Genomic DNA, 12,425 nt, shown 5'->3' with positions numbered 1-12,425 from the left:
AACTCTTGAGCATTTGTGTAACCGTTACGGTTCCTTTCTTAGTGAGAATAACTGAAGAATATACATCAAAGACCTGTACTAAATGTGGTCACGTTCATAGAAAACTTGGTAGTTCTAAGAACTTTGTTTGCCCTAATTGCGGTTATGAAATACCGCGAGATTTTAATCGAGCCGTGGGGATTTTCCTCAAGGCAATGTGGGATACCACCTTTATCAACTCAGTTGGTAATGTTATACTGGATGTTCACGATGTCGGAGAATGTCTCGGTTAAAAGTATCAGATCAGACTACATCCAAAAAATCAATAATTAAACATCGAGTGTAGGGGTTTAGCACAATGCTAAACCCCTACTAAGTATTTACGTAAAATTTAGATTAGATATTAATTATTGTATTTAAGTAAATATACGGTTTTGGCTACTTATTCATGTTTGACATTAATTTTAAATTCAAGCCTGTCGCCCAGATGTAAGTTACAGTAATAGAGGACGAAAGAAATCTACTAATGCCCTTTCTGTTGGACAGGAAGCCCACACTGTACCGTCAGATTAGTGCGGGTAGTTCATAATATTCCACTAAGATGTGAGGGAATACAGCAACAGTTATCTGAGATTGGGCAATAATACTACATTTTAAAGACGTGAAGACCGATCTAGCTATTAGCCCAGATATTTTTACAATCATCGTATTAGACAGTAGTTTGTTATTCTAAAAGCTTATGCAGCCGACCAACCCTGATCAATTTACAGAAAAAGCCTGGGAAGCGATCGCTCATACACCCGATGTCGCTAAACAGTATCAGCAACAGCAGCTAGAAAGTGAACATCTGATGAAAGGGTTGCTGGAACAGGAAGGACTAGCCAGCGCCATTTTCACTAAAGCTGGCACAAATTTGCAAAAAGTTCGAGATCGCACCGAGCAATTTATCCAACGTCAACCCAAAGTATCGGGGACTAGTGCTTCTGTTTATTTAGGACGCAGTTTAGATACATTATTAGATCGGGCAGAAAAATATCGTCAAGAATTTAAAGACGAATTTATTTCTATTGAACATTTATTGTTAGGTTACGCCAAAGATGATCGGTTTGGCAAAAGTTTACTGCAAGAATTTGGTTTAGATGAAAACAAACTCAAAAATATCATTAAAGAAATTCGGGGGAAACAAAAAGTGACTGACCAAAATCCAGAAGGCAAATATCAATCACTGGAAAAATACGGACGTGACCTCACAGAAGCCGCTCGCAAAGGTCAATTAGACCCCGTAATCGGTCGTGATGATGAAATTCGCCGCACAGTACAAATTCTCTCCCGCAGAACCAAAAATAACCCGGTTTTAATTGGTGAACCTGGCGTGGGGAAAACGGCAATTGCGGAAGGTTTGGCACAGCGCATTGTAGCGGGTGATGTTCCCCAATCTCTCAAAGATCGGAAACTCATCAGTTTAGATATGGGGGCTTTAATTGCGGGAGCAAAATTCCGAGGTGAATTTGAAGAACGTCTCAAAGCCGTATTAAAAGAAGTCACCGAATCTGGTGGGAATATTGTATTGTTTATTGATGAAATTCATACTGTTGTCGGTGCAGGTGCAAGCCAAGGGGCTATGGATGCGGGAAATTTATTAAAACCAATGTTAGCACGAGGTGAATTACGCTGTATTGGGGCGACAACTTTGGATGAATACCGCAAATATTTGGAAAAAGATGCCGCTTTAGAAAGACGCTTTCAACAAGTTTATGTAGATCAGCCCAACGTTCAAGATACAATTTCCATTTTACGCGGTTTGAAAGAACGTTATGAAGTCCATCACGGGGTGAGAATTTCTGATAGTTCCCTCGTCGCTGCGGCCACTCTCTCTAATCGTTATATTAGCGATCGCTTTCTGCCCGACAAAGCCATTGATTTAGTAGATGAAGCCGCTGCTAGACTCAAGATGGAGATTACCTCCAAACCCGAAGAACTGGACGAAATAGATCGGAAAATCCTGCAATTAGAAATGGAAAAACTCTCTTTACAAAAAGAAAGTGATCCTGCTTCCCGTGAGCGTTTAGAAAGATTAGAAAAAGAACTCGCTGACCTCAAAGAAGATCAAAGAACCCTTAGCACACAATGGCAATCTGAAAAAGGGATTATCACCAAAATTCAATCAATTAAAGAAGAAATTGACCGAGTTAATTTAGAAATTCAACAAACCGAAAGAGACTACGATCTTAACCGGGCTGCGGAATTAAAATATGGCAAATTAACAGACTTACATCGGCAATTACAAGCCGTAGAAACCGAACTTTCTCAAACTCAAAAAACCGGAAAATCACTATTACGCGAAGAAGTTACAGAAGCCGATATTGCCGAAATCATTTCTAAATGGACAGGGATTCCCCTGAATAAATTAGTCGAATCAGAAAAAGAAAAACTCCTGCATTTAGAAGATGAATTACATCACCGGGTTGTCGGTCAACATGAAGCCGTTACCGCTGTCGCAGATGCCATTCAACGTTCTCGCGCTGGACTTTCTGACCCCAACCGTCCCATTGCGAGTTTTGTCTTCCTCGGTCCAACTGGTGTCGGTAAAACCGAACTCGCTAAAGCCCTAGCTGCTTATATGTTTGATACAGAGGAAGCTTTGGTGCGGATTGATATGTCCGAATATATGGATAAACATAATGTTTCCCGTTTAATTGGTGCGCCTCCTGGCTATGTCGGTTATGAAGAAGGAGGACAATTAACCGAAGCCATTCGTCGTCGTCCCTACGCGGTGATTTTATTTGACGAAATCGAAAAAGCCCACCCCGACGTATTTAATATTTTCCTGCAAATCCTTGATGATGGTAGGGTGACAGATGCCCAAGGTCGCACAGTAGACTTTAAAAATAGTATTATCATCATGACCAGTAACATCGGTTCTCAATATATCCTAGATATATCTGGAGATGATACTCGTTACGATGAAATGCGTAATCGTGTGATGGAAGCAATGCGAAGTAGTTTCCGTCCAGAATTCTTAAACCGTTTGGATGAATTGATTATTTTCCACAGTTTACAAAAATCCGAATTGCGGAATATTGTTCAGTTACAAGTAGATAGGTTAAAACAAAGATTAACTGACCGGAAAATATCTTTGAAATTATCCAGTTCTGCCCTTGACTTTTTAGCCGAAGTAGGATATGATCCCGTTTTTGGGGCAAGACCATTAAAAAGAGCTATTCAGCGGGAACTAGAAACCCAAATAGCCAAAGCCATTTTACGCGGTGATTTCAGCGACGGTGACACCATTTTTGTAGATGTCCAAAATGAGCGTCTTGCCTTTAATCGCTTACCCGCAGAAGTGTTTACAGGTTAGATTTGAGAGTCCCTTCAAGTCAGGGAATAAATTCCCTGTCTAAAAGCTAAAGTCGGTTAAAACCGACTACTTTGGCGTAAGTAGGATAATTTTTGATTTTGAGTTAACCAGAGTGGGTTTTAAGAGGTTGTTTGAAAAGTTTTAGGTTGTGATTTTAGGCACTTACAGATCACCCCTAACCCCCTTTTCAAAGGGATCTAAAAATATCAAATTCTTACTCTCTGAGACTCTGCGCCTCTGCGTGAGATAGACGGGAAAACCTTGTGAATTACCGCAGTTTAGCAGTGATCATTGGTGTCAACTTAACGTAAAACCATAACCCATCCAAAGTTCTTTATCCCAAATTTAGCTGCTAACTGTTGCTTAGTATAAGTTCCAGTAGGGATTGTCGGATTGAAAAAACCTGGATAGAAAAATTTTTTTACAAGCTCAAACTTCGCTCCTACTGCAAACCTGCCAACACTTTTCATAAAATCATTTTTGTCTACTCCAACTGAAGTTGGCACAGGTAGTGTTGCAGGACGAATCAGTTTATCATCAACAAGATTACTAGGAGTTGATTTAGTTCCATACAAATACAAATTGGTAATTTCTGCTGGTGTTAAATTTGCCATGATGACCCTCCATTATTAATTTCACATTTTACGTTTTACCATCGGATTGCACCACAATTTTGTGGTGCATTTTCAAACTTAATTATTTTTGATTTTTGACTACCTTTATCATCCAGATAACGGACTTCAAAATTAAGAACTATGGCATCACCAGAATTATATCCAGTGATGCGATCTAAAAAATTAGCCGGTGGAAGGTCATATCCTCCCCCAGGATTTACTTGGCAGCAATTCTGATTTTTTTGGATAAATTCCTCAAAATTATCGTACCTAATTTGCCTATAATACTGAGTTCCTTTATCTACGGTTTCTATTGGGATACGTTCTCTGTTATTTTGATAATTGAATGCCATCTGAATTTTTTCTTTGTCACTTAGATAGCGCATTTGCTTAAAGCAAAATTTTGAATAATTTAGACCAAAATACAAAGTAGTAACGGATACTATTGTACTACAGACAGTTGTTAGCCAAAATCTAAGAGTCATACTTGTTGCTAATTTTTTAGCATAAGAAGAGGTAGAGCCAAATAATATTGTTTGTCAATTTTTGATACAAAAAATAGCAACTAGAATAACTAGGCTAAAATTTGTTGTATTCAATGACACTAAATCGAATGTGATTTTAAAAGTTTATCGAACCCATGTCAATCTGTCTAAAGACATAGATTAAAAGTTTTTTAGTAAAATTAAGCACAATTCAGATAAAGCATCGCACTGAGAAAGGGAGTTGTGGAAATAACCCCCTGACTTAATGCTTTATGACTGGACAAATTAAAATGTTTAATTGTGATAAAAAATTTAATTTGTGCCTATTAATTTTTAAACGAGGTAAGCGATTTATGATATCATTTAATGACAGTTGATTTTAATCTATAAGGAAATAGTAAAAATGCTGGCAAGTTACATTGATAAAGCAATGGAATTAGCAGTTTATGAAATTATTGAAGATGATGGTACTTATTGGGGTGAAATTCCAGGTTTACAGGGAGTATGGGCAAATTACAAAACATTAGAAGGTTGTCGGCGTGAGTTAAAAGAAGCGTTAAGTGATTGGTTAGCTTTGCGTTTACGTTTAGGTTTAGATATTCCTCTAATTGAGGATATTAACTTAAATCAAATTACACAGCTTGTATAAAATGCCTAGATTAACGCCTGTTTCTTGGAATGATTTGGTAAAGCGTTTGCGTGAGTTGGGTTTTGAAGGTCCCTATGCTGGTGGGAGACATCCACAAATGCGACGGGGTGAGGTAACTGTGATTATTCCTAACCCCCATGAAGGTGATATTAGTGTGAGTTTGTTATCAAGAGTATTACGACAAGCAGGTGTTTCAAGAGAAGAATGGTTAGGAGGATAAACGCGATCGCTCTTCTTTATAAACTATAACGGTTCACTTCCCTAACTCATGAACTGCATTTCTCTGTTTTGTACTTACTTGTCATAGTAGAAAAGGCAGTTGTTGATGAAATAACCCTTTTTATCCAGTGTTCTTTTGTGCTTGAAATTTTTACACCGATAAGTTAACATGAAATATCATGAGAATTTCATGGAGAGTAACAATAATGCTTGATGCACGGGAAATTTACCCCCTTTCAGACTTTCAGCGCAATGCTAGACAGTTTATTGAACAAATACAGTCGAGTCATAAACCAATTATTCTCACCGTTAATGGTAAAGCATCCGTGATCATGCAGGATGCAACATCTTATCAAGAATTACTCGATGAGTTAGAATTAGCAAGGTCAGCCGCAAAAATTCGTCAAGGCATAGCTGAAGCCGCTGCTGGAAAAGACAAAAGACGGTAGAAGCATTAGAAGAATTACGGTTAAAGCATGAAATACCTCGTTAGAATTACTCCAATAGCACTAGACGATGCGGAGGAATTTTATTTGTGGATTTCTCAAGATTCTCCTGTAAATAGGGCTAATTGGTTTAATGGATTACTTACTGCAATTGATACTCTTGCTTCCATGCCTCACCGTTGTCCGATCGCACCAGAAAAGTGACCATTAGTATCAAATTAAGCTACAAATCGGTTATCAGTGAAAGCAAATAAAAAATTTACTTACAGCAAATTGTCATCAAACCTGGAACAAGAACCCCACCCCCAACCCGCAAGCGATGAGGGGGCTAGGATGTACCTTATATGACTGGAAATCGCTGTAAATGAGAGAATTAATAGTTTCAAACCCACATAGGGTGCGGGGGAAAATAACCCAACTTAAAATGAAGAACCAGGTTCTTCCAAAAATTTGCTATTATTGATGATTACAAAGCACCTGTCGCATTTTACATAGATTTGCTGGTAACTCCAAATTCATTGCTTGTTCAATAAAAATTGAGGGGATGGGAATATTGGGAGTGGCTTGTACCGTATAAGCTAAGAGAGTACCATTACCCATATCTTTAAGTTCTAACTTGGCGTGAAAATCTGTAAATGAGCCTTTTTCCATCTGAAAGTGGATTTGCTGTCCTAATACTTCCACCACACTCAGATAAATTTCTACTTGGGCTGTAAAAAATAAAAAAGCTTTTTGTGCCGCTTGATACAGCCGTTTAACATCACCTCTAGATATAACTTCGCTTTTAGTAACATCGGGAAAATATTGTACCCAACGGGGGTAATCTGTAATTTGTTGCCAGACATGGGATCTAACTAGTGGTACATACATACAAGCGGTAACAGCACCACCCCAGTTAGTATGAGAGCGAATTTCTGTGAAGACTTCTCCCTGAATGAGTAATCTTTGCTGATCTTGACTCCAAAGGGTATCTAATAGAGGTAGCTTGGCGTAAGCGACATTTTTAAGATTTGAGGTTGACATATATAATGCAGATATAGTGATTTTGGTAACTTTTTAAGTGATTAACCTTGATGATTTCATTGAGTTTAACTCACTTAATTCTAATTACAGTTCAATTTATGGAGTTTTCGCAGATAATTAGTCTCAAGTTCATTTTCAATAATAGTACCTTCGCCATTTTTTGTAGGTTGGGTTGAACGAAGTGAAACCCAACGCATTTGTTGGGTTATGGCTCCACCACACTATGGCTAACGCCTCCCTTCAGGGATACATGAACGTGCCTCAATCCAACCTACGAATCAAGGCTTTTTTCAATTTGGCGAAGGTATTGCAATAATGAAATTATGATTGCTACATCCAGTATAAATTAGGTTTGAGAAAAAAATATAATGACTCAATCATCTTTAAATGGAAAATTAATCCAGGGTTTTGGGATTCTTTTGGGTATGAGTGTATCCTTGTTTGTACTCAGAGGCTTGGGTATTCTTACTTTCTTTCCTGGAGGTGTAATTGTTTTACTGTTCTTTGGAGCGATATCTTTGGCAATTTTCAGTTACTTTCAACGAAGATGGTGGCGTTTTTAACTATTTAGGACTTACGCACTAGACAAATTAGATATCATCTGCATTAATCAAAATTAATTATTTTTGGCATATTACTAGGGTTATTCAGATGAAAAAACTTTGTTAATTGTGGGCAAATTATCGGGTATGATGCACCCGACAAGAGATAAAACCCACAAATCAAATTTTATCAAATCTGTCAATGCGTAAGTCCTATGATCATCAAATCCCCGCTTTTTCAAGCGAGGAGTCAGTATTAATTACCGACACTGACGATATTTCACGTGGTAAACTAAACCGCGATGGGCGAGATCAAAAGAGTCGACAGTGGCCATCCCTTGACCACTAGCGATCATCGCAGCATTCACCCGCATATTTACACTATCACCACAGGCTGACCAGACATCACCTACAGTCACTAATTTATCTCGAACGTTGTACTCAGTTTCCCCTCTAAAGGTTCTAGAAAAGACGGGGCCACGCTGACCGGCAAAAAAGTATTCTGCTCTTAGTTTCCCCGTTGTACCGGGAGCAACATAGCCCCGATAATCAGCATCGTAGAGGGAAATTTGAAACCCTTGGGGTACTTGAATCGGAATGCTCAAATTACAGCTTTTGCGTGCTTCTGATGATTTATTTCCCAGAGCGATAAATTGATCAAATAGAATACTTAGCTCTTGACCATCGGGACTAACGTTGACACTAGCAGATCCTTCAGGGCAACCATTACCACCATATCCTGCACCTACGATTTTAACTTTGCTGTCAGCAAAGGCAGGCCCGACAGAAGCTATCATCAGTGCAGCGGCAGCCAGAGAAGCTTGTACAAACTTGATAGATTTATTCTGGAAATTTTGATGATTCATAACTTATGTGTTTTGAGTATTTTCAGTAGTGTTATTACAAATGTCAACGGTCGAAGGAAAGTTGTTGTTAAGTAATTGGACAAAATAATTACACAAAAATTTGCTCTGAAATCCTTTAGTAATTAAGGATTGGCAGATAATTAATATGTAATTAATTTTGTCTGATTACTTATCACAACCTTATGAACATCAAGGCTGACGTTAGGGTGAATTTGTTCCCTTAAAACCAAATTAGCAAACAAACTTAACTTTTTCTATCATTCTCATTCAGCAACCCCAACTGTCACAGATTAATGTTTTTGAATTAATTATTAAGGTGTATAAAAATGACAAAATATATATGTAAGGTTTGTGGTTATATCTATGACCCAGAAGCAGGTGATGAAGATAGCGGTATAGCACCAGGAACAGCTTTTAAAGATATTCCAGATCATTGGGGTTGTCCAGTTTGTAGTGCCCAAAAAGATGACTTTGAGTTATACGAAGAGTAATATGGATGGATATTACAGAAACTTTTGATTTTGAAGTTGTTATCCTTGCAAATTGTAGTTATTGGTGGTGGGGCGGCGGGATTCTTTGGTGCGATCGCTTGTGCTGAAGCTAATCCTCAAGCCCAGGTTACTTTAATCGAAGCTAGTCGTCAACCTTTGGCGAAAGTTCTCATTTCCGGTGGAGGACGTTGTAACGTTACTCATGCTTGTTTTGAACCCAAAATTTTAGTTCAGAATTATCCTAGAGGTGGTAAAGCCCTGTTGGGTGCATTTACCCGGTTTCAACCTCTAGACACCATAGCTTGGTTTACGGAACATGGGGTGAATATAAAAACGGAAGCTGATGGCCGGATGTTCCCAATTACAGATCGTGCAGAAACCATTGCTGAATGTTTAATTAAGGCGACTTTTGATGCCAAAATAGAACTTTGTATTGGCACACCTGTTACCGCTGTCACTCGCAAAAATGCCGGGTTTGAAATTCTGCTCAAATCGGGAGAAACGAAAGAATGCGATTGCTTACTTTTGGCTACAGGTAGCAGTTTAGCAGGTTATAAAATCGCTAGAGAATTAGGTCATGACATCCAACCCCCTGTACCTTCTTTGTTCACCTTTAATATTGCAGATCCTCAACTGCGGGAATTAGCAGGAATTAGTGTTAATTCTGTAAATCTGCGCTTACCTGGGACTGGAAAAACCCCATTCCAACAAACAGGCCCATTGTTAATTACCCATTGGGGTGTGAGTGGTCCAGCAGTATTGAAACTTTCGGCTTGGGGGGCGAGAATTCTCCATGAAAACCGCTATCAACATAAATTATTGATTAATTGGTTGCCAGATTTATCCCAAGAGGAAGTGAGACAAAAACTTTTAACAGTCAAAGCTGAATGGGGACAAAAAGCGATCGCCCTCCATCGTGGTGTAGACTTACCACATCGGCTTTGGCAATATCTTATCAATCGTACCCATATTCCCACAGAAGAACGTTGGGCAACCATATCCAACAAAACCCTAAATCAACTAGTCCTAGAAATCTCCCAAGGAGAATACCTAATTACAGGTAAAGGCGCATTTAAAGAAGAATTTGTCACCTGTGGAGGAGTCAACCTCAAAGAAGTCAACTTCAAAACAATGGAAAGTAAAATAGTCCCCGGCTTGCATTTTGCCGGTGAGATATTAGATATTGATGGTGTTACAGGTGGCTTTAACTTCCAAAGTGCTTGGACAACAGCCTACTTAGCCGGTCAATCCATGACAAAATCAACAGAAGATAACTAATTTCTTCCTTTGCGCCTTTGCTCCTTTGCGTCTGGGCGCGAAACAAAAATCTATAAATCGTGTTAGCAAATCAATATGAAATTTAGTGAAATTCTCAATCAACTGGGTGATTATATTACCCAAAGTAGCCTTGACAATGATTTAGAAATTACTGGAATTGCAGCCCTAGACGAAGCGACATCTGGAACTCTCAGCTATATAGAAGGCTCTAAATTTGCTTCATTGCTCAATTCTACCAGTGCGAGCGCTGTAATTTTACCCCCAGATGAAAAATTGCAGAATCAAGCCACAGAAAAGGGGATAGCTTGGTTAACAACGAAAGAACCAAGACTGGTGTTTGCAAAAGCGATCGCTCTATTTTATCAACCCTACCATCCTACTCCCGAAATTCACCCCAGCGCGGTCATTCACCCCACCGCCAAAATTGGTGATGATGTTTATATTGGCGCTCATGTTGTCATTTCTGAAGCTGTGGAAATTGGCAATTATGCCATTATTCATCCCAATGTTGTCATTTATCCAGAAGTCAAAATAGGCGATCGCACTACCCTACACGCTAATTGTACCATCCACGAACGCAGCCAAATCGGTGCAGATTGCGTTATTCATAGCGGTGCTGTCATTGGTGCAGAGGGATTTGGCTTTGTGCCTACCCGCACCGGTTGGTTTAAAATGGAACAATCAGGCTATACAGTTTTAGAAGATAGGGTAGAAGTAGGTTGTCATACAGCCATAGACCGTCCCGCTGTGGGGGAAACCAGGGTGGGCAAAGATACTAAAATTGATAATTTAGTCCAGATAGGACATGGTAGTCAAATTGGGGCTGGTTGTGCCATAGCAGGTCAAGTAGGCATGGCGGGAGGGGTAAGACTAGGAAATCGGGTAATTTTAGCTGGACAAGTGGGAATTGCCAATCAAGCTAAAATCGGGGATGGGGCGATCGCCTCTGCTCAAACTGGTATTCACGGCAATGTCGCACCGGGGGAAATTGTCTCAGGTACTCCAGCAATGCCGCACAAAGTGTACATCAAGGCAGCAGTAATTTATAATCGCTTGCCAGAAATATATCAATTCTTTAAACAATTAAAACGCAAATCAGGTGATGAATAATTGTCAATAAAGAATGAGATTCCGTTCTATAAAACTTACCCAAAATTACCAAAGTCTAGACACATCTGGACAGCGATAATCTTAGTGTTTATTTCCTGCTTCATCGCGGTCTTAGAATGACTTCCAATCTTGTTTGCCCGCTCCACAGACAATCTCGGTAGAACTTACCGTTTCTGACCGTAGTTCCTAAAAAGAACCCCACGCAGTTGCTACTCTGATCACTAACCTGTTAAGGTGCTTGTGTGGCAATTGCTAATCTTGCTCCTTTTACCTGCCGCACCCGATCCATCACTACCACGACTTGACCATGAGTAGCACTTTGATCGGCATTGATAATCACTACCACTTCCGTATTTTTGCCCATTAATTCCTGTACCTTTACTGGTAAAGTTTCCAAAGTTACTGGCTGGCGATTTAAACTCACATTCCCTGCTGAATCTACAGTAACGGTAATTGGTGCGGCTGATGATTGGGCTTTGGCTGTTGCTGCTTTAGGTAAATTAACTGGCAATCCTTCAGAACGATGTAAAAATAAAGTGGACATAATAAAAAATGTCAAAATAGCAAAGATGACATCAATCATCGGCACAATATTAATCTGGGCTGGAACATCCGGTTCATCTGGTAGACGCATAGGATCTATCCCCTCTTTCATAGTGACGACGATAAAGCAATTCTAACTGACCACCATATTCTTGAATCCAAGCAATTTGTCGCAAATACATTCCCCGAAAGCTATTCGCAAAAAACAAGGTAATAATAGCTACGACTAATCCCGATGCTGTGGATACTAAGGCTTCACTAATCCCAGCGGTAACACCAGCGGTTTTTGTCCCACCGACATCACCAATATTTAATGATGCAAAAGAGCCAATTAAACCCAAAACTGTCCCTAATAATCCCAGCAAGGGAGCTAAACCAATAATTGTATCAAAAATATTTTGAAACCTTTTTAATAACGGGATTTCTGCCTGGGCCTCACTTTCTAAAGCCAAGCGGAATTCCTCTGGGTTGGGTTCTTCCAATTCTAAAGCCGCCATAAAAATTCGCGCAATCGGTAAATCAGCATTTTTGTGTAGTATATCTAGAGAGGTAACTACATTACCTTGACGATAAAAACTTAACACCTGCTTGACTACGCGATTCTGACGGCCACTAATTCCTATCCAAAACGTAATCCGTTCCAGAATGAGAGTGATTCCTAAAACCGAAAAAAATAGCAGTGGCCACATAACTACGCCACCGGCTTTGAATAAGTTACTAATTTCCATTGACTGATACTTTTAACCGAGACATTCCCCGACATCTGAGATATCGTGAATATCTAGTATAACATCACCAACTGAGTTAGTGAAGGTGGTATCC

The 12,425-nt window shown here is 39.4% G+C and carries 16 protein-coding genes; 10 read left to right on the top strand and 6 right to left on the bottom strand.

Annotated elements, in window-relative coordinates:
- Positions 1-5: 5 nt before the first annotated feature.
- Together AN490_RS13935 and clpB are read left to right on the top strand one after the other, a co-directional pair.
- Complete coding sequence (locus AN490_RS13935) at positions 6-272, top strand: zinc ribbon domain-containing protein (RefSeq protein ID WP_300004306.1); 267 nt, start codon at positions 6-8, stop codon at positions 270-272.
- A 446-nt stretch (positions 273-718) separates the two neighbouring features.
- Positions 719-3,337 (top strand): ATP-dependent chaperone ClpB, encoded by a 2,619-nt coding sequence (clpB, locus tag AN490_RS13930; RefSeq protein WP_271822497.1) that lies wholly within the window; start codon positions 719-721, stop codon positions 3,335-3,337.
- 302 nt (positions 3,338-3,639) lie between these two features.
- On the opposite strand, the gene AN490_RS13925 is transcribed toward clpB, so the two are convergent.
- Both AN490_RS13925 and AN490_RS13920 read right to left on the bottom strand, forming a co-directional pair.
- Complete coding sequence (locus AN490_RS13925) at positions 3,640-3,951, bottom strand: hypothetical protein (protein WP_300004302.1); 312 nt, start codon at positions 3,949-3,951, stop codon at positions 3,640-3,642.
- A 35-nt stretch (positions 3,952-3,986) separates the two neighbouring features.
- Positions 3,987-4,304: a hypothetical protein gene (locus tag AN490_RS13920; protein WP_300004301.1), complete on the bottom strand. Its 318-nt coding sequence runs from the start codon at positions 4,302-4,304 to the stop codon at positions 3,987-3,989.
- Between the two features lie 535 nt (positions 4,305-4,839).
- Between AN490_RS13920 and AN490_RS13915 the strand changes: the two genes are divergently transcribed.
- The 4 genes from AN490_RS13915 (at position 4,840) to AN490_RS13900 (ending at position 5,954) form a co-directional block, all read left to right on the top strand.
- Positions 4,840-5,085, top strand: a complete 246-nt coding sequence (locus AN490_RS13915; RefSeq protein WP_300004299.1) for a type II toxin-antitoxin system HicB family antitoxin — start codon at positions 4,840-4,842, stop codon at positions 5,083-5,085.
- Position 5,086: 1 nt separating this feature from the next.
- A complete protein-coding gene (locus tag AN490_RS13910; RefSeq protein WP_300004297.1) occupies positions 5,087-5,305 on the top strand; it encodes a type II toxin-antitoxin system HicA family toxin in 219 nt (72 codons plus the stop codon).
- A 205-nt stretch (positions 5,306-5,510) separates the two neighbouring features.
- A complete protein-coding gene (locus AN490_RS13905; protein ID WP_300004295.1) occupies positions 5,511-5,753 on the top strand; it encodes a type II toxin-antitoxin system Phd/YefM family antitoxin in 243 nt (80 codons plus the stop codon).
- A 27-nt stretch (positions 5,754-5,780) separates the two neighbouring features.
- A complete protein-coding gene (locus AN490_RS13900) occupies positions 5,781-5,954 on the top strand; it encodes a type II toxin-antitoxin system RelE/ParE family toxin (RefSeq protein WP_300004293.1) in 174 nt (57 codons plus the stop codon).
- A gap of 252 nt (positions 5,955-6,206) precedes the next feature.
- On the opposite strand, the gene AN490_RS13895 is transcribed toward AN490_RS13900, so the two are convergent.
- Positions 6,207-6,773, bottom strand: coding sequence for an SRPBCC family protein (locus AN490_RS13895; protein ID WP_300004291.1), 567 nt, complete (start codon positions 6,771-6,773; stop codon positions 6,207-6,209).
- A gap of 368 nt (positions 6,774-7,141) precedes the next feature.
- Between AN490_RS13895 and AN490_RS13890 the strand changes: the two genes are divergently transcribed.
- Positions 7,142-7,336: a hypothetical protein gene (locus AN490_RS13890; RefSeq protein WP_148762727.1), complete on the top strand. Its 195-nt coding sequence runs from the start codon at positions 7,142-7,144 to the stop codon at positions 7,334-7,336.
- Between the two features lie 239 nt (positions 7,337-7,575).
- On the opposite strand, the gene AN490_RS13885 is transcribed toward AN490_RS13890, so the two are convergent.
- Positions 7,576-8,181 carry a DUF4360 domain-containing protein gene (locus AN490_RS13885; protein ID WP_148762725.1) on the bottom strand — a complete coding sequence of 202 codons (606 nt, stop codon included), beginning with the start codon at positions 8,179-8,181 and terminating at the stop codon, positions 7,576-7,578.
- Between the two features lie 326 nt (positions 8,182-8,507).
- Between AN490_RS13885 and rd the strand changes: the two genes are divergently transcribed.
- From rd to lpxD, 3 genes are all read left to right on the top strand, one after another.
- Entirely contained in the window at positions 8,508-8,672 is a 165-nt protein-coding gene (rd, locus tag AN490_RS13880; protein WP_300004278.1) for a rubredoxin, read from the top strand.
- Positions 8,673-8,708: 36 nt separating this feature from the next.
- The gene (locus AN490_RS13875) at positions 8,709-9,950 is read left to right on the top strand and encodes an NAD(P)/FAD-dependent oxidoreductase (protein ID WP_300004398.1); all 1,242 of its coding nucleotides are present in this window, start codon (positions 8,709-8,711) and stop codon (positions 9,948-9,950) included.
- Positions 9,951-10,025: 75 nt separating this feature from the next.
- Positions 10,026-11,060, top strand: coding sequence for a UDP-3-O-(3-hydroxymyristoyl)glucosamine N-acyltransferase (gene lpxD / locus AN490_RS13870; RefSeq protein ID WP_300004275.1), 1,035 nt, complete (start codon positions 10,026-10,028; stop codon positions 11,058-11,060).
- A gap of 229 nt (positions 11,061-11,289) precedes the next feature.
- Here the strand turns inward: lpxD and AN490_RS13865 are convergent, their stop codons facing one another.
- Positions 11,290-11,694 (bottom strand): biopolymer transporter ExbD, encoded by a 405-nt coding sequence (locus AN490_RS13865; RefSeq protein WP_213710514.1) that lies wholly within the window; start codon positions 11,692-11,694, stop codon positions 11,290-11,292.
- The gene (locus AN490_RS13860; protein WP_300004271.1) at positions 11,678-12,331 is read right to left on the bottom strand and encodes a MotA/TolQ/ExbB proton channel family protein; all 654 of its coding nucleotides are present in this window, start codon (positions 12,329-12,331) and stop codon (positions 11,678-11,680) included. Before AN490_RS13860 ends, AN490_RS13865 begins: the two co-directional genes overlap by 17 nt.
- Between the last annotated feature and the right edge of the window lie 94 nt (positions 12,332-12,425).

It is taken from the genome of Anabaena sp. AL09, from assembly GCF_001672255.1.
Lineage (GTDB): Bacteria > Cyanobacteriota > Cyanobacteriia > Cyanobacteriales > Nostocaceae > Dolichospermum > Dolichospermum lemmermannii.
Note: the sequence above shows the minus strand (reverse complement) of the source record. Positions and strands in the feature narration are given on the sequence as shown.

Coding starts and splice junctions, on each gene's coding strand:
- AN490_RS13910 (WP_300004297.1), top strand. CDS start 5,087: ATGCCTAGATTAACGCCTGTTTCTTGGAATGATTTGGTAAAGCGTTTG.
- AN490_RS13860 (WP_300004271.1), bottom strand. CDS start 12,331: ATGGAAATTAGTAACTTATTCAAAGCCGGTGGCGTAGTTATGTGGCCA.
- AN490_RS13895 (WP_300004291.1), bottom strand. CDS start 6,773: ATGTCAACCTCAAATCTTAAAAATGTCGCTTACGCCAAGCTACCTCTA.
- lpxD (WP_300004275.1), top strand. CDS start 10,026: ATGAAATTTAGTGAAATTCTCAATCAACTGGGTGATTATATTACCCAA.
- AN490_RS13865 (WP_213710514.1), bottom strand. CDS start 11,694: ATGCGTCTACCAGATGAACCGGATGTTCCAGCCCAGATTAATATTGTG.
- AN490_RS13925 (WP_300004302.1), bottom strand. CDS start 3,951: ATGGCAAATTTAACACCAGCAGAAATTACCAATTTGTATTTGTATGGA.
- rd (WP_300004278.1), top strand. CDS start 8,508: ATGACAAAATATATATGTAAGGTTTGTGGTTATATCTATGACCCAGAA.
- AN490_RS13905 (WP_300004295.1), top strand. CDS start 5,511: ATGCTTGATGCACGGGAAATTTACCCCCTTTCAGACTTTCAGCGCAAT.
- clpB (WP_271822497.1), top strand. CDS start 719: ATGCAGCCGACCAACCCTGATCAATTTACAGAAAAAGCCTGGGAAGCG.
- AN490_RS13900 (WP_300004293.1), top strand. CDS start 5,781: ATGAAATACCTCGTTAGAATTACTCCAATAGCACTAGACGATGCGGAG.
- AN490_RS13915 (WP_300004299.1), top strand. CDS start 4,840: ATGCTGGCAAGTTACATTGATAAAGCAATGGAATTAGCAGTTTATGAA.
- AN490_RS13890 (WP_148762727.1), top strand. CDS start 7,142: ATGACTCAATCATCTTTAAATGGAAAATTAATCCAGGGTTTTGGGATT.
- AN490_RS13885 (WP_148762725.1), bottom strand. CDS start 8,181: ATGAATCATCAAAATTTCCAGAATAAATCTATCAAGTTTGTACAAGCT.
- AN490_RS13920 (WP_300004301.1), bottom strand. CDS start 4,304: ATGGCATTCAATTATCAAAATAACAGAGAACGTATCCCAATAGAAACC.